At 67.1% G+C, this 17795-nt stretch carries 19 protein-coding genes and 3 pseudogenes; 11 read left to right on the plus strand and 11 right to left on the minus strand.

All coding sequences use genetic code 11. The features are described from left to right. Positions 1-171 precede the first annotated feature (171 nt). From EHS43_RS16280 to EHS43_RS16290, 3 genes are all read right to left on the minus strand, one after another. On the minus strand, positions 172-963 hold the full coding sequence (locus EHS43_RS16280) for a DUF4115 domain-containing protein (RefSeq protein ID WP_125191487.1): 792 nt from the start codon (positions 961-963) through the stop codon (positions 172-174). Continuing rightward, entirely contained in the window at positions 960-1442 is a 483-nt protein-coding gene (locus EHS43_RS16285) for an RNA polymerase sigma factor (protein WP_185806273.1), read from the minus strand. The genes EHS43_RS16280 and EHS43_RS16285 overlap by 4 nt, the downstream gene beginning before the upstream one ends. A 240-nt stretch (positions 1443-1682) precedes the next feature. Continuing rightward, positions 1683-2171: a lamin tail domain-containing protein gene (locus tag EHS43_RS16290; RefSeq protein ID WP_125191489.1), complete on the minus strand. Its 489-nt coding sequence runs from the start codon at positions 2169-2171 to the stop codon at positions 1683-1685. 536 nt (positions 2172-2707) lie between these two features. Here EHS43_RS16290 and EHS43_RS16295 point away from each other — a divergent pair. After that, positions 2708-3013, plus strand: coding sequence for a hypothetical protein (locus EHS43_RS16295; protein WP_260470558.1), 306 nt, complete (start codon positions 2708-2710; stop codon positions 3011-3013). A 98-nt stretch (positions 3014-3111) separates the two neighbouring features. Here the strand turns inward: EHS43_RS16295 and EHS43_RS16300 are convergent, their stop codons facing one another. Both EHS43_RS16300 and EHS43_RS16305 read right to left on the minus strand, forming a co-directional pair. Continuing rightward, on the minus strand, positions 3112-3294 hold the full coding sequence (locus tag EHS43_RS16300) for a hypothetical protein (protein ID WP_125191491.1): 183 nt from the start codon (positions 3292-3294) through the stop codon (positions 3112-3114). Continuing rightward, positions 3287-3541: a hypothetical protein gene (locus EHS43_RS16305; RefSeq protein WP_125191492.1), complete on the minus strand. Its 255-nt coding sequence runs from the start codon at positions 3539-3541 to the stop codon at positions 3287-3289. The genes EHS43_RS16300 and EHS43_RS16305 overlap by 8 nt, the downstream gene beginning before the upstream one ends. A gap of 305 nt (positions 3542-3846) precedes the next feature. Between EHS43_RS16305 and EHS43_RS16310 the strand changes: the two genes are divergently transcribed. Together EHS43_RS16310 and EHS43_RS47750 are read left to right on the plus strand one after the other, a co-directional pair. Beyond that, positions 3847-5169, plus strand: a complete 1323-nt coding sequence (locus EHS43_RS16310) for a NucA/NucB deoxyribonuclease domain-containing protein (RefSeq protein ID WP_125191493.1) — start codon at positions 3847-3849, stop codon at positions 5167-5169. Positions 5170-5190: 21 nt separating this feature from the next. Further along, complete coding sequence (locus EHS43_RS47750; RefSeq protein WP_260470559.1) at positions 5191-5694, plus strand: hypothetical protein; 504 nt, start codon at positions 5191-5193, stop codon at positions 5692-5694. A 142-nt stretch (positions 5695-5836) separates the two neighbouring features. Here EHS43_RS47750 and EHS43_RS16320 read toward each other — a convergent pair whose 3' ends face one another. Further along, positions 5837-6496 carry a DUF6461 domain-containing protein gene (locus tag EHS43_RS16320; protein WP_125191494.1) on the minus strand — a complete coding sequence of 220 codons (660 nt, stop codon included), beginning with the start codon at positions 6494-6496 and terminating at the stop codon, positions 5837-5839. Between the two features lie 281 nt (positions 6497-6777). Between EHS43_RS16320 and EHS43_RS48935 the strand changes: the two are divergent. Continuing rightward, positions 6778-7419 (plus strand): annotated as a pseudogene (locus EHS43_RS48935) (WD40 repeat domain-containing protein); the annotation flags it as partial. Positions 7420-7427: 8 nt separating this feature from the next. Further along, positions 7428-7904 (plus strand): hypothetical protein, encoded by a 477-nt coding sequence (locus EHS43_RS48940; RefSeq protein WP_369009046.1) that lies wholly within the window; start codon positions 7428-7430, stop codon positions 7902-7904. 37 nt (positions 7905-7941) lie between these two features. On the opposite strand, the gene EHS43_RS16335 is transcribed toward EHS43_RS48940, so the two are convergent. Both EHS43_RS16335 and EHS43_RS16340 read right to left on the minus strand, forming a co-directional pair. Continuing rightward, a complete protein-coding gene (locus EHS43_RS16335) occupies positions 7942-8538 on the minus strand; it encodes a DUF4276 family protein (protein WP_125191496.1) in 597 nt (198 codons plus the stop codon). Further along, positions 8535-9731 (minus strand): AAA family ATPase, encoded by a 1197-nt coding sequence (locus EHS43_RS16340; protein ID WP_125191497.1) that lies wholly within the window; start codon positions 9729-9731, stop codon positions 8535-8537. The genes EHS43_RS16335 and EHS43_RS16340 overlap by 4 nt, the downstream gene beginning before the upstream one ends. 505 nt (positions 9732-10236) lie before the next feature. On the opposite strand from EHS43_RS16340, the gene EHS43_RS16345 reads away from it, so the two are divergent. Further along, entirely contained in the window at positions 10237-10749 is a 513-nt protein-coding gene (locus EHS43_RS16345; RefSeq protein ID WP_260470560.1) for a winged helix-turn-helix domain-containing protein, read from the plus strand. Here EHS43_RS16345 and EHS43_RS16350 read toward each other — a convergent pair. After that, a protein-coding gene (locus tag EHS43_RS16350; protein ID WP_125191498.1) for an IS3 family transposase occupies positions 10727-11928 on the minus strand; the annotation gives its coding sequence in 2 pieces (ribosomal slippage) (positions 10727-11637 and positions 11637-11928; 1203 coding nt in all). The genes EHS43_RS16345 and EHS43_RS16350 overlap by 23 nt on opposite strands. 66 nt (positions 11929-11994) lie before the next feature. On the opposite strand from EHS43_RS16350, the pseudogene EHS43_RS16355 reads away from it, so the two are divergent. Both EHS43_RS16355 and EHS43_RS47755 read left to right on the plus strand, forming a co-directional pair. Continuing rightward, positions 11995-12261: pseudogene (locus tag EHS43_RS16355) on the plus strand (ATP-binding protein); the annotation flags it as partial. 1745 nt (positions 12262-14006) lie between these two features. Continuing rightward, a pseudogene (locus EHS43_RS47755) lies at positions 14007-14190 on the plus strand (transposase); the annotation flags it as partial. Between the two features lie 131 nt (positions 14191-14321). On the opposite strand, the gene EHS43_RS16365 reads toward EHS43_RS47755, so the two are convergent. Beyond that, complete coding sequence (locus tag EHS43_RS16365) at positions 14322-14666, minus strand: transposase (RefSeq protein WP_260470563.1); 345 nt, start codon at positions 14664-14666, stop codon at positions 14322-14324. A 299-nt stretch (positions 14667-14965) separates the two neighbouring features. Here EHS43_RS16365 and EHS43_RS47760 point away from each other — a divergent pair, with 299 nt between their 5' ends. The 3 genes from EHS43_RS47760 to EHS43_RS16375 all read left to right on the plus strand — a co-directional run bounded on the left by EHS43_RS47760 (position 14966) and on the right by EHS43_RS16375 (position 16266). Continuing rightward, on the plus strand, positions 14966-15067 hold the full coding sequence (locus tag EHS43_RS47760; protein WP_260470561.1) for a DUF4158 domain-containing protein: 102 nt from the start codon (positions 14966-14968) through the stop codon (positions 15065-15067). Between the two features lie 69 nt (positions 15068-15136). Continuing rightward, positions 15137-15373 (plus strand): hypothetical protein, encoded by a 237-nt coding sequence (locus EHS43_RS47765; protein ID WP_260470562.1) that lies wholly within the window; start codon positions 15137-15139, stop codon positions 15371-15373. After that, positions 15280-16266: a hypothetical protein gene (locus EHS43_RS16375; RefSeq protein ID WP_185806275.1), complete on the plus strand. Its 987-nt coding sequence runs from the start codon at positions 15280-15282 to the stop codon at positions 16264-16266. The genes EHS43_RS47765 and EHS43_RS16375 overlap by 94 nt, the downstream gene beginning before the upstream one ends. Positions 16267-16428: 162 nt before the next feature. Here EHS43_RS16375 and EHS43_RS16380 read toward each other — a convergent pair whose 3' ends face one another. Further along, positions 16429-17613, minus strand: coding sequence for an IS701 family transposase (locus tag EHS43_RS16380; protein ID WP_125191500.1), 1185 nt, complete (start codon positions 17611-17613; stop codon positions 16429-16431). Between the last annotated feature and the right edge of the window lie 182 nt (positions 17614-17795).

The following is a 17795-nucleotide window of genomic DNA, read 5'->3' on the forward strand; positions in this document are numbered from 1 at the left end:
CCCCACCACCCGCACCCCGGCCGTGATCGATCACGGCGCAAGGCAGCCGAGTTGACCGTGGGGGACCATCGGTGTCAGTCGGCTCGGGACCGGTACTTCTGGACGTGGGAGACCACCCTTGACTAAGTCCTTGGGACTCCAACGGCCGGTACACGATCGTGGGCGGGAGAGCTATCCGACCTGCGGGTCGTCCTTGGTGTATGTCAGGCGCTTCACGGCTCCGGGCTGCCAGTCGTCGTCGATCTCCTTGCCGTTGACGTACAGCTGGATCGCGCCGGCGTCACCGAGCACGAGGTTGATCTTGTCGCTGTCCTGGAAGGTCTTGGTGTCGCCCTGCTCGAGCAGTCCCTCGAAGAGAGTCCGGCCGTTGTGGTCCTTGGCGAGGATCCAGCTCTTCCCGTCGGCGGCGCGGACCTGCACGGTCACCTTGTCCTGCGGTGCCGCCGCGATGGCGCTGTCGGACGGCCCGGGCTCCTTGGTCTTGCCGGCCGTGGGCGTCGGGGACTTGCCGGTGGAGGGGGTGGTGCCGCCGGCCACCTGGGTCCTCCCGCCGTCGTCGCCGACCTTGAAGGCGGTGAACCCCACGAAGCCGACCACGGCGACGATCGCAGCGACCATGGCCGCGGTCCAGTTCGGTACGCGCCGCTCAAGGCGGATGCGTTCCGCCTCGAACAGCGGGGCGGCCGGGACACGGGACGGGCGCCCCCCGTGATGATCGGACGGTGCATGTACGTCGGCGTCCGAACCGGCCAAGGTCCGATCTTCACCTGCACCAGTGATGAGGTGTCCCATGGCGCTGTGCGTGTCGGCCAGCAGTGCGTCAAGCGCGCAATCGCTGTTGCACAGCGGGGCAGGGCCACCGCCCCGGGCCAGCCGCTGAGCGGTCGCCTCGCCCAGAGCCGCATGCGCCTGCTGCAGAAGCCTGTCCAGCGCCTCATCGGGGCTGCCGAAGACGGGTGTCATGTTCCCTCCGTCTCCAGCCCCAGACGCTCTTTGAGCGTACGGCGGGCACGTGACAGATTCTTGCGAACGGCGCTCTCCCGGACTCGCATGTGCTGGGCGATCTCCTGTGTGGAAAACCCGTCCAGATGCCAGGCCATGATTTGGCGCTGTTTGTCAGGCAGGCCCTGCAGAAGCGCGAGGATCTGCTGTTGCTGCTCGGACAACTCCGCCGCCAGCTGCGGGGTTCGCCAGTCCGCGGTGTCGTCGCCGGCGCACAGGCTGACCAACTGCAGAGGCGAACGGCCATTGCGGCGCTTCCAACTGCGGTACGCGACCGTACGTAACCATGCCTGCGGTGATCGCACGCCGTCCAGTGCGTTGGGCTCACACGCGCTCAGGAAGGCGTCCTGCACGGCATCATGCGCTTCCGCCCAGGTGGCCCGCTGATACAAGAGGAACCGCAGCACCGAGGCGTACTCGGTACGGTGCAGCTCCGCCACGCTGACAGGCGGAGCAGGTGCTCCGGGGGAGGCCGGGGCACCTCGGGTCGGTGCTTCACGCCAGTCCCGCGGAGGCTGCCCCGCGCTCCGGCCAGTGGCGTGTGCCTCGCCGGCCCAACGAGGGTCCGCCACCAGGTGGCTGAAACTGAAACGCCGTGTGGCCCCGGCCGGGCGGACCGGCCGAGGCCACCTCCCATCGCCGTGCGGTGTCACCTCGTGCCGCGGGTGCGGGAAGGCAGGTCAGTGGTGGTGGCCACCACCGTGGCGGTCGCCGCCGTGTCGGTGTCCGCCCCAGGAGGCGTCGTCGATGAAGCGGCCGTGGTCGTTGCGCAGGGTGGCGGTGTCGGAGAAGTTGTCCCACACGTAGTTACGGCGGTCCATGTACAGGTCGCTGTCGGTGTCGCGGCCCTCGCCAGTGTGGATGCGGACGGTGGCGCGGCCCTCCAGGCGGTAGTGGTCGAAGGTGTAGGTGTGGCCGTCCTCATCCGCAAGGGTCCAGCCGTCGAGGTTGACCGTGCGGCGGGTGGTGTTGGTGAGTTCCACCCACTCCTTGTTCAGTGAACGCCGCGAGCGGTCGTCACGGCCGGGCGAGTCGTACTGGACCGCGCTGATCTCCACCCTCGCCCGCTCGGGACGGGCGTGGTCGGCGGCCGACGCCGGCAGCGCCACCGCCCCGACGATCGCGGCGGCCACGAGCGCGGCGGCGGACAGACGACGGGCGGTCACCATGGAAGAAGACACAAAGCCCCCAAGGCTGTACGGGCACCCACCCACCCCCGGGCCTGGCCATACGGCTGGGCGGGATGGGCTGGTGCGGGTTGCGGGTTGCGGCCGGCTTGGCCGCGCATCCACACCTTGGCCACCGTGCACAGGATGTGAACGCGATACGGGCGCTCCGTTACATTTCGCCTATGTTGTCGTAACTCTCGCCTGTAACGTCCATTCATGCGGCGTATGTACGAAGTTGACGCCCCGCCACGCGAGCACGCCGTACGGGGCTTGGCCGCCCGCCGCGATCGCCAGGACGCTCCACCCCGGCAACTGCACGACCGCCACCCGAAAGTGCGTAACAGCCCCGGCCTCTCCCCCGGTGCCGGTGCCTACGAGCGGCTGGTCACGCGCGGCCGGCGTGCTGCTGTGTTGGTCGGAGAAGACGATGAACCGCCGATGACGCCGTCGGCGTGACATCGCCCGGCAACCGCAACCGCACCCGGCCATGGATGCCTCTCCCCCTGCACATCCACCCGCTGCTGAAGGAGACCGACGTGAGCATCGCCCTTGACCACCACACGCCCCACACCTTCGTCGACCCCTACGCTGCCGACCCGGCGGAAAGCGCCTGGCCCCCGGCCGCCGGGCAGGACACGGACTGTCTGCTGCCGCCCAACCCCTCCGAGCGCCTGAGTATCCTCATCGACCCCCGCGACCAGCGCCGCCTGGCCCTGCACGCCGCGCTGACCACCGCTGGCATCCCCCCGCGGCCCGAGGACCGAGACGCCATCGACCAGCTCAGCGCCCTGCCCGCCAGCATCAACACCACCCTGCAGCGCTGGCTGAGCCACACGTCGTGAAGCGGAGAGAAACACGTGGTGCTCCGTGACGCTGTACGCGTTCGGGCCCCTGAATCAGACACCGGGCGGGCTCTGCCGACCGCCTGTAGGCCCCGATCTCATGTCTGGGGACCACGGCCGTACGCGGCCCGCAGCGCCGTGACCGCCTGATCGTAGGTGTCGGCCTGGGTGTCGATTCTCAGCTGCACACCGGGCTTGGCCTCCTTCGCGGAGTCGGCCTTCTCTTCCCGCAGTTGGAGGGGCCCGAGCCCGAAGCGCCGTCGGCAGAAGTCATCAGCCACACCGCCCGCGCGCCGTCCCACTCCGTCCAGAACTCGTGATCGGGCAGGCGCCGGTGACGGACCAGATCCTCGGCCACGTCCCCACCGGTTCCGGGTCCGCGATCGGCGTGCGCAGGGCGGTGACCACGGTGTAGAGCAGCACATCGAAGGCGTTCAGCCCGGTCAAGGCGTAGTACCAGCCGTAGCGTTCCTGCCCGTCCAGCCGGATCCCGCCGCGGCCGCTGGTGCGGGAGACCCCCCAGGCCAAGGCGAGGTAGGTGCCAGAGTGTCGTACCACAGCAAGCGCCGCGGTCGAAAACGGGCATCTGGCACTGCTGGCGGCCAGCGGCCTCTGTTCAGGTGGTGAGGTCCGGGAGGCGGTACTCGTACTTGCGGGGCCGCAGGTCCTCCTCGGCCGGGCGTCCGCGTGGACACGCCAGGACTGCTCGTTATTGGGAGGCTTGCTGTCAGTCCCCTGTGTTTGGATGTCGTTGACCCGGCGTGGACACGACATAACTGACCGTGTCCACCCTGTTCTGACCACAAAACAGGGGACACAACTTGAGATTGAGAATGCTGCTGGCCGCGGGCGCTGCCACACTCGGACTCCTGGGGAGCAGTCTGAGTACCGCGCAGGCGGCCGAAGATCCGGCCTTGCCCGGCCCCGGCGCCGTGGCGCAGGCCGCTGAGGACACCGTGCCGGTGCCCGAGGATCTGGACGAGTCGTCGCAGGAACTGGATGACGAGTTGTCGCTGCCAGTACCGGAGGCATCGGAAGACGAGGCGCCGTTGGCCCTGGGCGACACCCCGGGAGACGAGAGCACCTCAGAGGAAGGGGTCACAGACCCCGATCCCATGGCGGCCGCCGAGAACGACAGGATCACCTGCACGGCACGGATCCTGAGCGCGAAGATGCACGGCAGCGATGAGCCGGTGCCGTGCATGTCGTTCAGCACCAGCGTGTCGGCGGCCGAGCTGCGTGCCGCAGTCGACGCCTGGCCGACCCCGAACTGGTGCGACGACCACGGTGCGGACGGCAAGTGGTATGTCATCCGGTTCAAGGCCTGCGGCGTCTTCTCCGCTGATCTGACGGTCACCAATCCCCGTACGGGGGCCGTCGTTGGCCGGATGCATTACCTCACCGTCGCCTACGCCTACAGCAAGCGCGACATCAAGACGTGGGCGTACCAGGTGCAGTTGCTGGAGGTTTCCAGCTCGGGCTCGGCCAGAGGCAGCAGTGTCAACGGCAGGGCCACGTGCGCCGGCAAGTGCAAGGTGGCCGAAAGCAAGTTTCCCTCCCAGCTGATGGGCGCCAACAGGGATCCAGTCGGCCAGTTCTTCCTGGACACCACCATCAAGACCTCGCCCAAGGGGCAGAAGGGCGAGGGCCAGGCCGTAGCTTCATGGAACTTCACCAATCCCCAGTGGGCAGGCCCCAGCAACAGCATCACGCTGCCGACGCCTCCGGTCCGCTGCGACAACGCCCTGCCGGGCACGTCGAAGACGGGCTGCGTCATGCCCTACATCCCGGAGATGGTCTACGCGAAGAGCGGGGAGTTCCCCGAGCTCGCCCAGCACATCGAGTACGCGCAGACCACCAAGAACCTCCCCGGCAAGCACAACACCAAGCGGTACCTGACCCGCGTCACCAACAAGGACAAGATCAACAAGAACCGCAACACGGCGTGCCCGTCCAGCCTGGAGCGTCCGCCGGGCAAGGGCTGCGACGAGTACCCCTTCGCTTCGACCTGGCAGGGCGCCAGCACCGGTGGCGGCAACTACAGCCGACGCATGATCAACGCGACGCAGAACGAAGACGGCGGCCGGGCCCTGAGCCGCTTCTACCTGTATAACCGCATCATCGAAAAGGACAGGTTCCTGGTGTGGATCAAGTAGGCACCACGGCGGAGGACTGAGATGAGCGACAAGGCCGAACGCGGCACCGCCAGTGTCCCGGTGCAGTACCACCAGTTCGACATCAGCGACGAGGACGGGCCGACCGGCCCCGACCTCGAGCGCGGGCACAACGGGCTGGTCCGGGTTGCCGACGGGGTCACCATCGTCATGACCGGCATCCACACCGGCGACGTCGAGGTCACCGTCACCCTCCACGACAGCGAGCCGGCGCCCGACGACGGCGACTGGCAGGAGATCGTGGAGGTCTCGGCGCACTCCGCATCCGGCGACCTCATGGTCCGCGGCATGATGGACGACCTGGACGAAGAACTGCCCGTCCTGTCCTTCACCGGTCCCGGTGACTATCGCCTGCGTGTGCACGCCCGCGGCCGGGACACCGCCATCGACCAGGCCCCGGACCAGATCACCGAGTGGTACCTCATTCAGGCCTGGCCGGCAGCCGCACAGCCGGCACGGGTGCTCCGCCAGACCGACAGCTACGGCGCGTCCGTGCGCACACGCTGACCACCTCACCACCTTGCCCGCCCCCGAACCGGGGGCGGTCAAGGCTCCGTCTGGAGATCCTGCTGGCGCCGAAACGGGCGACCTGCACAGCCGCCCTTGGCGCCGGGCCCCACCTACGTCACCGGCCGCCGACCGGCACTGCTCACTCCGCCAATCGGGCGGCAAGAAGCGGCCCCTCCAGCACTTCGGCCCGCGGCAGGTCCAGTCCGAACACCGATTCCGCCAGAACCAGGGCCCGCAGCTCAGGCTGCTCGACATTGACACCCCGCTCACCCGGCGACCCGGCATCCGGGAGGAGCAAACCCGCCTCACGCATCGCCCCGACGAGCCTGTCGGGATCGGCACCGGTGCGTTCGTGCGCACGGCCCGGCTCGAACCGGCACACGCACCGTCCGTCCTGCGCGTAGCCGAGCGAACGGTCCGCATTCACCGTCCGCCAGACATCGACCGCCTCGGTACCGGCCGACAGCCGCGCAATGGCATCCAGGGAATCCGGGCCGGCCGGCCCGCCCTCAACGAAGGCGTACGCCCACCCCGCGCTCGCCCCGGCGCGCACCACAACATCGCCGGTCTCATCAGCGAGATCACCGGCCTCTTCCCGGCTCAGCAGTTGCCCCGGAACCACGTCCAGCCCAAACCGCGTCAACAGGTCAGCCGGGACCAACCCTCGTGCGAACAACACCCAGTAGCCGAGATCCACTTCATCCGACGAAGCCAACCACCGAACCCCGTCCAACGTCTTTCCTCTCGTCGCGTTGGCCTCGAGCGTGCATCCCGTGGCACAGAGGGCAACCCATGTCACCTCTGCGCAGCGTACGCAGAGCCCCCTGGGGCCCGTGGTCCGTTGGATTCGGCCCCGCCAGCTCCTCCCCTTACGGGCCCGGAGGCTGACGGGGCCTGGTGGGGCCGCTCCGCCTGACCGATCCCGCGCGCGCCTTCCAACTGGCGCTGGCCGCCTGCCGACTCGAGCCCACCAGTGCGGCCCGCAGCGCCGTTCTGAGTTCCCACGCCACCGTGTACGCGACCCAACTGACTGGCTCTGAAACTGTCGAGGCGGTTTCCTACGCCCCGGATGGGCGGCTGGTGGCCACCAGGCGACGACGGCACCATACGCCTGTTACGTCGCCACCCCAGGTCGCGCACGCCAGGTGGCCGCGTTCGGCGGGCACACCGAGCCGGTACCGTGCCCTCGCCTTCAGTCCCGACGGCAACCTGCTCGCGTCGGCGGGCGCGGACGGCACCCTGCGTCTGTGGGATCCGCGCGGTGCCTCGCGGGCGGCCGGGCAGGCCGTGGGCACGGCCACCCCTCTCAAGGGGGCCAGCGCGGCCCCCGCGCTGATGTCGGTGGCCTTCAGCCCTGATGGCGGGACGGTGGCGGCGGCAGGTGCGGACGGAGGGCGTTTGCACCGGACGGTCATACCCTGGCCACCGCCTCGGATGACCGCACTGCGGATGTGGGACGTACGCGGCGTCCGGGACGGCCGCCCGGCCTATCTCCTCGCGGTCGTGGAAGGCCACGCGGATGCGGTGAAGGCACTCGCCTTCACCGCCGACAGCCGGACGCTCGCCTCGGGCGGAGCGGACCACAGCATTCGGCTGTGGAACGTCACCGTCCCGGGCCGGCCCGTACCGACAGCAGTACTGAACAGTCACGGCAAGCCCGTGGACGCACTCGCCTTCGCCCCCGACGGTCATACCCTGGCCAGCGGTAGCGAGGACTGGACCGGGCTACTGTGGGAGACGGACCCGGCCCAGGTCGCTGCACGGATCTGCCGCGAGACCCGCGCGTCGATACCAACGCAGACACCGACGCAACCGCGGTTCCCAAGGCGGTCGGCGCACCGACTTCGACCGCGAACGCTACAAGAAACGCAACATCGCCGACGGGGCCGTCGTTCTACACCAAGTGTCTGTACTTCGTCGGCAGGACGGCTCCGACAGCAACCGGCCCCCAGCCGCTCGTCTTTGACCGGGTTCTGGCCCGGCGTCTTCGGTCCTGGGCTCAGGAGATCGGCCGGGAGACCGGTCAGGACGTCGACCGCTCGATTGCCGGGATGGTCTGGCGGGACAGCAACTGGTCGCCGCACCGCTACGCGGTCTACCTCTCCTTTATGCAAGCAGCCGCCCAGCAGGTAACGACAACGGGCAACTGGCCATCCCCCACATCGCCTGACCTGCAATACGCCCTGTTCAGCGCCTCTTGGACGTGAAACGAACGGCTGCCTTGCTACCTGGAACATCCCGGCTTCAGCCGAGAAATCGCAACACCTCGCGGCACAGCTTGTCGAATGAGGGTGCGGCGTTGCGGGCTGCCTCGAGGTCGAAGTGCTGAACGAAGGAGGGTTGGTGGGCGGGCGGCCGGTATGTGCTGCCCGCCGGCATCTGATGGGAGAGCCACTCCTTGGCTCCGCGGATCGCCTCCGGATCAGGCGGAGGGGTGAGATCGTGGGGCAGTCCCATGCGCCCGGCCAGTCCGGCGGCTCCGGCCAAAAACCATGCCTCAAACTCCCGCACGGCCACGACGGCGGTCGCAGGAACGTGCGCATGGCTGGTCTGGGCCAAGCTGTGTACGCGGGCGGCCAGTTCGACGGCGCAGTCGTCGTCCGCGTCAAGAAGGACAAGCACGGCGGTGGGCCGGGGCTGGCGTGCGGTGACGATGGTGAGGGCTTGGGCGAGGCCTTCGGGCTTGAGCATCCGGTCACGCGGGAGACGGTGGGGAGGCCGGACTTCGGCATAGGCGCCGTCTCGAAGGTGGGGAATGAGCCGGTACAGCAGGCCCTGGAGGGCCTTTTCCTCCCCGTGGCCTTCCACCACGGATGCGATCACCGGGTAGGGGCCGCTCACTGAAGGCCGCCTTCCCGTAGGTTGTGCGGCAGGCTGTTTGCTGGGCGCATGTCTCCACTGCGCAAGAGCTCGGGAAGGGTCAGTACACCGTCGGCGAGCAGGCTGCGGCCGGTATCGTCGATCGGACCGATCATGCTGCCGCGGCCGTCGTCACGGACGACCAGCAAGTGGTCCGGGTCGGCAGCGGGGTTATCCAGCAGGTCAGCGCTCTGCGTGGTCACCATCACCTGCGTGTTGTCCGAGGCGCCCACCAGCGCGTCGTAGAGAGCTCCCAGCACTGGCGGGTGCAGGGAAATCTCGGGCTCCTCGATCCCGACGAAGGGGATCGACCCATTCAGCGCGCGGGACTGGAAAAGCGCAGCGAGGACACCGGCCAGACGCAGCGTTCCGTCGGACAGCGAGCGCCGGTCGACTTGTTTGTAGCTGCCGTCGTCAAGGAAGCGGCCGACGACGTATGCCAGATCGGCTTCCTCGAACTCCTTGCCGTCCAGTCCCGCCGCGTTCTCAATCATGGTGGAGATGTAGCCGTCAATGGTGTCCTTCACCCAGGGCCGGTGCCGGGCCAAAAAGCTCAGAACCCGGGCCAGGTACTCTCCCCGTTCGCCGAGCACCGCATCACCGCGTTTACTCGGGGTCTGATCGATGTCCCGCAGCACTGGTGTGCGCAGCTCGTAAAAGCGCATGGAATGCAGACTGCGGGCGACCGCGTAGGTGGGGTCCTGCCTGCGGGGGACCCTAGGCAGGAGCAGGTCGTTCCGCCATTCACGGGACAGAATCTGCCGGTCGAAGTCTGGAAACAGGGCGTGCTCGTTGGGGAACCGCATTTCTTCCCGTTTGATGCCAGGCCTACCGTCCGTCTCGGGGTCGGCGCCCACTTCCAGGAGATACGAAGCGTGCAGTGCATCTTGTTCGATACCCAGTCCGGCTGCGGGCAGGGTGAGGTCCAGCTGGATGCGGAAGGAATCGGCCTGCGTGCCCGCCGCAGACCTGTGCAGGATCTCTTCTAGGCCGCCGCGCGACTCCAGGGTCTGTCCCAGCGGCATCCGCAGGGCGTCCCGGACGAAGCGCAGCGCATCCAGGAAGTTCGACTTGCCGGCCGCGTTCGGCCCCGCGAGGACCGTCAGCGGCCCGAGCTGGACGTCACACGCAGCGAATGACCGAAAGTTCTCGAGTTGGACACGCGTCACAAGCATGGCCGCACACCGCGCCCGCAGGAGAGACCGCGCGGTGTACGACGGTCTGGCAGATCACCACAACCCAGTCGGCCAGGCATCGCCACAAGCGCGCTGCTGTTCACGTGTGTCCTCACTTCCTAGTCCGCCATCAACCGCGCCGAAGGCCATGCCTCACCAGCTTGGCGCTGTCGTCCGACGCTGCGCCGGTGCTGGCACGAGTCCTTGATCAGGTTGGCCCGTGCCCGCAACACTACCGAGGCTCTCCCTCTTCCCTCCCTGTGCCACTCCCCCGCGCGACGGTCGGCGCATCATGTTCTGGGACCGGCAGGAGGTGCGGTTTCGGCTGGACCATAGTGATACCCGGTGGGCGGAGCAGCGAGTACTCCATCCCACGCTCTCGCTGTTTGCCTGAGAGCCTTGTGACAGCCCACCGGGATCCGGCCAGGGGCGGCATGGTTACTGACCTTCAAAGCGTGGTGTCGGCGGGGCTGACGGTTCATGATCCCTGCGGTACGCCGGTGGCATGAGGTATGCGCAAGGGGGCGGGCTGACCGACGAACGGCGGGCATTCCGCGAGCAGTTGAGGTTGGAGGCGGCCGAGCGGTTCGCCCAGGGCGACGAGAACCCGGTCATCGCTCACGACCTGCGGGTCAGTGTCCGGTCAGTGCAGCGGTGGCGCAGGGCCTGGTCGCAGAACGGGACCGCAGCTCTGGCGTCCAAGGGCCCGGCATCGCTGCCGCTGCTCAGCGACGAATTGTTCGCCGTGCTGGAGCATGAGCTGGCCAAGGGGCCGGTGGCGCACGGTTGGCCGGACCAGACCTGGACCCTGTCGCGGATCAGGACGCTGATCGGGCGCCGTTTCCACAAGAGCTACACCGTGCAAGGGGTGGCCGTCCTGCTCAAGCGGCATGGCTGGAGCTGCCAGGTCCCCGCCCGGCGTGCGATCGAGCGGGACGAGACCGCGGTGGCCGGCTGGGTGAAGGAGGGCCTTGACCCGGAATCTTGGACACGGGCTATGCGGCTTGGGGCAGGGTAGTTGATGTTGTGTCGAGTGCCGTCTCGTAGGTGATGGGACTGCGTTGTCCGAGGCGGGAGTGACGGCGTCGGGTGTTGTAGCGGTTGAGCCAGCCGAACGCGTCGAGTCGGGCTTCGCTTTCATCGGGCCAGGTCTTGCGGCCCTGGAGTGTCTCGCGTTTGAAGGTGGCATTGAAGGACTCGGCGAGTGCGTTGTCCGCGCTGGAGCCGATCGCGCTCATGGACTGACGGACGCCGGCCTGGCGGCAGGCGTCGGCGAAGGCCCGGCTGGCGTACTGGGCGCCGTGGTCGGTGTGCAGGACCGCTCCGGCGAGGCTGCCGCGGGTCCGTTCAGCAGCGGCCAGGGCGTCGGTGACGAGGCCGGTGCGCATGTGGTCCGCGATCGCCCAGCCGGCCAGGCGCCGTGAGGCGAGGTCGATGACAGTGGCCAGATACAAGAACTTCCCGCTCTCCATCGGGAGATAGGTGATGTCACCGACGTACTTCGTGTTCGGCTCGCTTGCCGTGAAGTCGCGGCCGATCAGGTCCGGGGCCTTCGCCGCGGCCGGGTCCGGGATCGTGGTGCGGTGTCTGCGACGCAGCCGCACGCCTGCCAGGCCGATGCTCCGCATCACCCGCGCAATCCGCTTGTGGTTGATGCGCTCACCCTCATCGCGGAGTTCGGCGGTGATCCTCGGGACGCCATAGGTGCCGTCCGACTCGCGGTGCACGGCTCGTATCCGGGTGGCGAGGCGGGCATCAGCCGCCTGCCGGGCGGCCCGGTCCGCGGCCGTCGCACGCCAGTAGTAGAAGCTGGAGCGGGCGATGCCCAGGATGGTGCACAACCGCTTCACGCCGTAGCGGCGGTGGTGGTCGGCAACGAACTGGAAGCGGTTCACCAGCGCGTCTCCCCGGCGAAATACTTCGCCGCCTTGCGCAGGATCTCGCGTTCCTCCTCCAGCTCACGGACCTTCTGGCGCAGAGCTGCGTTCTCCGCTTCCAGCGGTGTCGGTGGCTCGGCCGGCGCCTCTGCCCGGCGTCCCCGCGGCTGGCTCACGCCGGCTGCCCGCACCCAGTTCCGCAAGGTCTCGGGGTTGATCCCCAGATCGGCAGCGACCTGCCGGATCGTCGCATCGGGCCGCGACTGGTACAGCCCGACCGCGTCCGCCTTGAACTGCGGCGGATAGTTCTTCATGACCACGAGATGTCCGTTCTCAGATCCTCAGGATCCAGTGTCTCGTGCGTCCAAGATCAGGTGTCAAGGCCCATGGTCCGCAACCTGAAGGCCGCTGAGTCGGCCGGGCGGCTGGTCAACAAACTCGGCACCTACCTGCGGCCGAGCGTCCTTGTGATCGATGAGGTGGGCTACCAGCCGCTCGAACGCGCCGAGGCGATCCTGGTCTTCCAGGTCATCTCCAAGCGGAACGAGAAGGGCTCCATCATCCTGACCTCGAACAAGACCTTCAGCGAATGGGGCCAGGTCTTCGGCGACGAGGTCCTCGCCACCGCGATCCTCGACCGTCTCCTCCACCACTGCGAAGTGATCGCGATGAGAACCCAGCCCGGAGCAGTGGAACCCGGCGCCCACCCGACGCGACACTCGGTCCGCCGGCATGCCCCCCATCAGCCACAGAATGCGAAACGGTCCACCGACTTCATCGACGGACCGTCATGCAAGATCGAGGTTAGCCCGTTATTACGACCGTTCCGCGTTGCTGGTGAACCAGCTACCAGCAGGACACGTTGTAGGAATCACGTCGTCTCCGTGATCGGTGAGGGAACGCACATGCCACCACACGTTACTGATGAGGACTGGCGGGAAGCAGTCGCCAGAACGTTCGGCACGTCAGAATTTAATGGCCAACCCCAATGGAAAAGGGCGGGTGGACCGAATTACCTTTACAAGGTTAAAGTTAGGAATCATGTAGATCCTTTGAGTTACGGATTACGGTTCCAAGAACTCCGCAGAAGCGACACAGCCTTGCGCATGGGTTTATTGGAGAAGGCTGAGTGCGACAAAGCGGGGATCGCTACGGAGTGGCGTACCAACGAGCATGGAGCAGGCTGGGCCATCGACGCTGCCAAAACGCCGCTGGCCAGCGAGCTGAAGCATACTTTGCAGGACGTGCAGTATGCCGCAGCAATCGAGAAGGCGGTAGGAAATGGCAACATAGTGCGCGGATTCCTGCCGCCAAACACCCTTGTGGTGCCGTTTGCGGGGGCGCCACCAGTAAATCTTGGAAAGCGTCTGAATGAACTTGCCCGCAAGGACCAGACTGTCAAAGTGGGCATCCTAGAGAAAACGGCCGTGGAGGACGTGGCAGGGTACACGCTGGTGGACCGGGCAAAGGGTGGACAGTGCATCAGGCCGGACCAACCGCGTGCCGCCAGACAGGGTCCCGAAATCGCTACGGCGTACCGAAAGCCGTGGGCCGATGAGGGTCAGAGCGCTTTCGTGAACCCGTCTGGGGTGGGGCAGCTCGGTTCATACGCTCCGCAGACCGTCTCCGCAGCCTCGAACCCGTTCCAGCAGGATGTGGCGCAATACGGCATGACCGCCTCCGCGTTCACCGGTCCCACCGGCCAGACGTGGGCCCCGCAGTCCGCGCATCCCTCTCAGCCCCCCGGGGGCTATTCTCCGTATCAGACTCAGCAGAGTGCGTCGTACCCCGCGCCGTACACCCCTTACCAGCAGCCGCCTGCGCACACGGCCTACTATGCAGCCCAGAACCCGGCAGCCTGGGGCGGGCATACCAATACGCCCTACCAAACGACGAACACCCCGTACCCGTACCCGTACCCGCAGCCGCCTGCGCAGGCGGCCTACCACGCAGCCCAGAATCCCGCCCATGCAGGCGGACATACCAACCCGCTCTACTTCCCTCCCTACCAGCAGCCGCCTGCGCAGACGGCCTACCACGCAGCCCAGAATCCAACACCCGGAAGCGGGCACATCAATACGCCCTACTCCGCGCCGCACCAGTTCCCCTACCAGCAGCCACCTACGAGCCGGCCGCCCTCACGATGACATGCCGACCGGGGCAGCGGACAGGGACGGCGAAACCGATCCGCTCCACACATACTTCCGCCCCAGGGTCTCTTGCATGATCAGGTCTGCAAATCGTTGGTGCAACTCCCGACGATGGAAGATGCATTGATGACCAGTGAGAACGTGGGCGAGCATGAGGCTGTCGAGTCGGCAGGGATGTGTCGGTGGAGGGCATGGACGACCAGTTACTGATCTCTTCGGGTTGCTGGTGACCAGCAGCCCAGGCTGTAGGCCTGCAGCTGACAGGTGAGGGCGGGCTGCTCCAGCAGCTGACCAAGCGGCTGCTGGAGACCGCTCTTGAGGGCCAGATCACCGACCACCTCGGCTGTGCACGATCCAGCAGGCAAGATCGGCGCCAACTCCCGCAATGGCCAACGCTCCAAGACCGTGCTGACCGACGTGGGACCTGTGGAGGCAGCCGTGGCACAGTGTGAGCCGTTCCGGGGCTTGAAAGTGGTGTCGTTTCTGCTGCCCCCTTTGCGGTGCCCAGGGCCTGGGCTGCGAGGACAGCAAGGACCAGTTCTGTCCGTAGGCTTCACCAGCAGTCACCCAGGCGGCGGGCAGACCCGCGGCAAGGCAGCGGCGGACCAGGCCCCTGGCCCGCTCCCCTTGGTAGCAAAGGTGCGCTCGTCGGGGATCTTCGCCTCCCGGCACCGCTCTCGGTCCTTGGCCCAGGACTTGGGCAGGTAGAGCTCGCGGTCGACGACGGCTCTACCATGCCCGGTGGTGTAGGCCGCGAAGACACCGATCTGGCAGTTGTCAATCTTTTCGGACGTGCCGGTGTACTGCCGGGACACCCCGGCCGACGTGGTGCCCTTCTTGATGAACCCGGTGTCATCGATGATCAGCACGCCGTCCGGGCCGAGCTGTTGTCCGACGTACTCGCGCAGATCATCTCGAGCGGCATCGGCGTCCCAGCGGCACCGTTGAGCAGGTGTTGCAGCCCAGCAGGGTCACGATGTCCGGCACACTCGGCCAGTTGCCAGCCGTTCTTGGGGTCCAAGCCAAGGTGGCAAAAGCCGCCACGGGATGATCTTGAAGCCGTGATCCCTGCCGCTCCTGTATCACCGCATCCAAGTGGGTGTCCTGGGTTCCGTGGTTCTGATCTTCTCGGTCTTGTCGCACTGGACATGATCACACGGGCGCGTGTGCGTCTCTGTATGGGCTGAGCTTGTCGAGTGGGGTGGGGATGACCTCGACCGAGCGGACTGCGTATCCGCGGTTCAAGCGGCTGATCACCGCGCGTGAGCTGCATGGGTTCTTCACGCCCAGCGAGGAGGAGCGGGACTGAATTGAGGAGGTCACGGACTCTGACGAGCATCAACTCGCGCTGCTGGTGGCGCTGAAGTCGTATCAACGGATGGGCTGCTTCCCCAAAGGGTACGACGTCCCGGACCAGGTGGTGGAGTTCGTGCGCCGGGCGGTGCAGCTGCCGGAGAGCACGCTGTCGGTGTATGCCTCCGGCCGCACGGCGGAGGAGTACTGGTCGTGGGTGCGTGAGCGGTGCGGGGGCGCTACGACGGCCAGGCCGCCCGCAGGCTCGCGGAGGAGACGATGCGGGTGGCTGCGGCGTCGAAGAACAACCTGGCTGATCTGATCAACATCGCGCTGGAGAAGCTGGTCGAGGCCAACTTGGAGATACCGCGGTTCTCCACGCTGGACGCGATGACCTCCACGGCGCGGGGCCAGGTGAACGAGGAGATCCTGGCCGGTATCCGGGACCGGATGACAGAGGAGGAGCGGCGCCGGGTCCTGGGACTGCCGGATGTGATCGAGCTGGACCGCAAGACGCTGTTCAACGCGCTCAAGCAGAACCCGGGCCGGGCGACTTGGTCGCACTTCAAGCGGCTCAAGGGCCACCTGGAGTGGGTGGACGGGCTCGGCGACACCGGGAAGTGGCTGGAGCAGGTCGCGTCAACGAAGGTCGTGGACTTCGCCGACGAGGCGGAGGCCCAGGACGCCGCCACCTTGAAGGAGTACACCGACGACAAGCGGATGGCGCTGACGGCCTGCCTGGCCGCCAAGGCCCGCATGCGCGCCCGGGATGACCTGGCGACGATGTTGTGCAAGCGCATGGCGGCGAAGGCGAAGAAAGCCCGCGAGGAGCTTGCCGAGATCCACCGCCAGCAGCAGAAGATCGTGGAGGCGCTGATCGGTAACTACCGCACCCTGCTCCAACAGGTCGACAAGGAGGGGCCGGCGCAGTCTGCGCGGGCGAGGGCGGTGGCGCTGACCAAGGAGGCCCTGGACGCGCTGGAGGGCCTGGGTGAGGAGTTGAGTGCGGCCGAGGTCACCGGGCGGCTGGACGGCAGGGTCTCGCCCGCCTTCCTGCTGCTGGCCGAGGGGCTGATGGTGCAGTCCAACGGGCTGGACTCGCTGCTGTCTGCGGTGGACAAGCTGGGCGGGTTCGAGGCCCAGTACGCGCAGATCGAGAAGGTCTCCACCCACCACGGCGACAACTGGGAGGTGCTGCTGCCATCCGTTCCTTAGTACTGCAACGGTGCTTGTGCTGATTGCTGGGCAGTTGTCAGGGGCTGTGCCCGCGTCGTTTGTAGTGACTGATTCGGGCTTGGAGTTGGCGTCTGCGGCGCCATGCCGACCAGTGCAGGATGTGGTCGACCGGGGTGGGACGGCGGTCGGTGAGGCGGCTGATCAGGCGTCGGATCTCGGCGAGGCTGAGGTGGATGAGCTGGGAGGATCCGTTTCTGCTTTGTCGGTGTCGAGTTCGCGGGCTCGCAGGACGGTGAGGCAGGCGTGGGCGGCCATGACCAGGGTCATGTGGCGGTGCCAGCCGGGATAGCGGCTGACCTGGTAGTCGTCCAGGCCGCATTCCTGTTTCGCACTCTGGAAGCACTCCTCGACCGCCCACCGGCTTCCGGCGATACGGATGAGCTCGTCGAGTGTGGTCTCGGCGGGGCAGTAGGCGATGTAGTAGGAGATCTCCTCGGGTCTGCTGATGCTGCGGCGGGCGAGGACCCAGTGCCGCCGGTCCTCGCGATGCCAGGGCCGCACCTCGACACGGGCCCAGTCATAGATCCGCCGGCCCTGGGCGCCCTGCCCGCAGGAACGGCGTTTCCACTTCTGCCGCGGCAGGCCGGGGAACAGGTCGTGGACGGGGTGGTCGAGTGCCCAGCGGGTGACGACCGTGTCGTGCCGGGTGGTGGCCATGACGTGGAAGACGTCGGCCTGCTCCAGCTCGAACCGCCAGCCCTTGCTGAAGCCGTATGCGGCATCCGCGGTCACCCAGCCGAACGGAATCCGGTCGGCGATGGCCCGGCGGACCATCGCCTTGGCCATAGCCACTTTCGTCTCAAACGCGATCTCGTCGCCGATGCCTGCGCGGCGACAGCGTGCCCGGTCCTCCGTCCAGGAGGTGGGCAGATACAGGCGGCGGTCGATCAACGTGCGTCCGCGGCCGGTGGCGTAGGCGAGGAACACACCGATCTGGCAGTTCTCGGTGCGTCCGGCGGTGCCGGAGTACTGCCTCTGCACCCCTGCCGAGCGGACGCCCTTCTTCAAAAAGCCGGTGTCATCCCCGATCAACACGGCATCCCGGTCTCCGAGATGCTCGACGACATAGGTGCGGACGTCGTCCAGGACCTCGTCGGCGTCCCACTCGATCCGGTTCAGCATCCGCTGGATACGGTCGGGGCCGTCATGACCGGCCTGTTCAGCCAGCGTCCAGCCGTTCTTGCGCTCGAGCGGAGCAATCAGCCCCCGCATGTACGCGAGAGCCGATTCCCGCGGCTCCGACCTGTTGAAACGGTGCACGAACCGCTCGTGCAGAGCAGTCAGTTCACCCGCCCACAACCTGACATCAGCAAGGTCCCCACCCATAACCACACCAACGACCGAACTGGCCAGCAGTCACGGCAAGCACCGTTGCAGTATTAGACGTCGTTTCTGTTGGCGTGATCGCTCGTTGAGCCGTGCATGACGGATCTGGTGGGGCGGCTGGTGCCGGACGAGTTGTGGACGCTGTTTCGGCGGGTGGTCCCGCCGACGGAGGTCATACGCCC

The sequence above is a fragment of the Streptomyces sp. RP5T genome, assembly GCF_003933965.1.
In the GTDB taxonomy this organism is placed as follows: domain Bacteria; phylum Actinomycetota; class Actinomycetes; order Streptomycetales; family Streptomycetaceae; genus Streptomyces.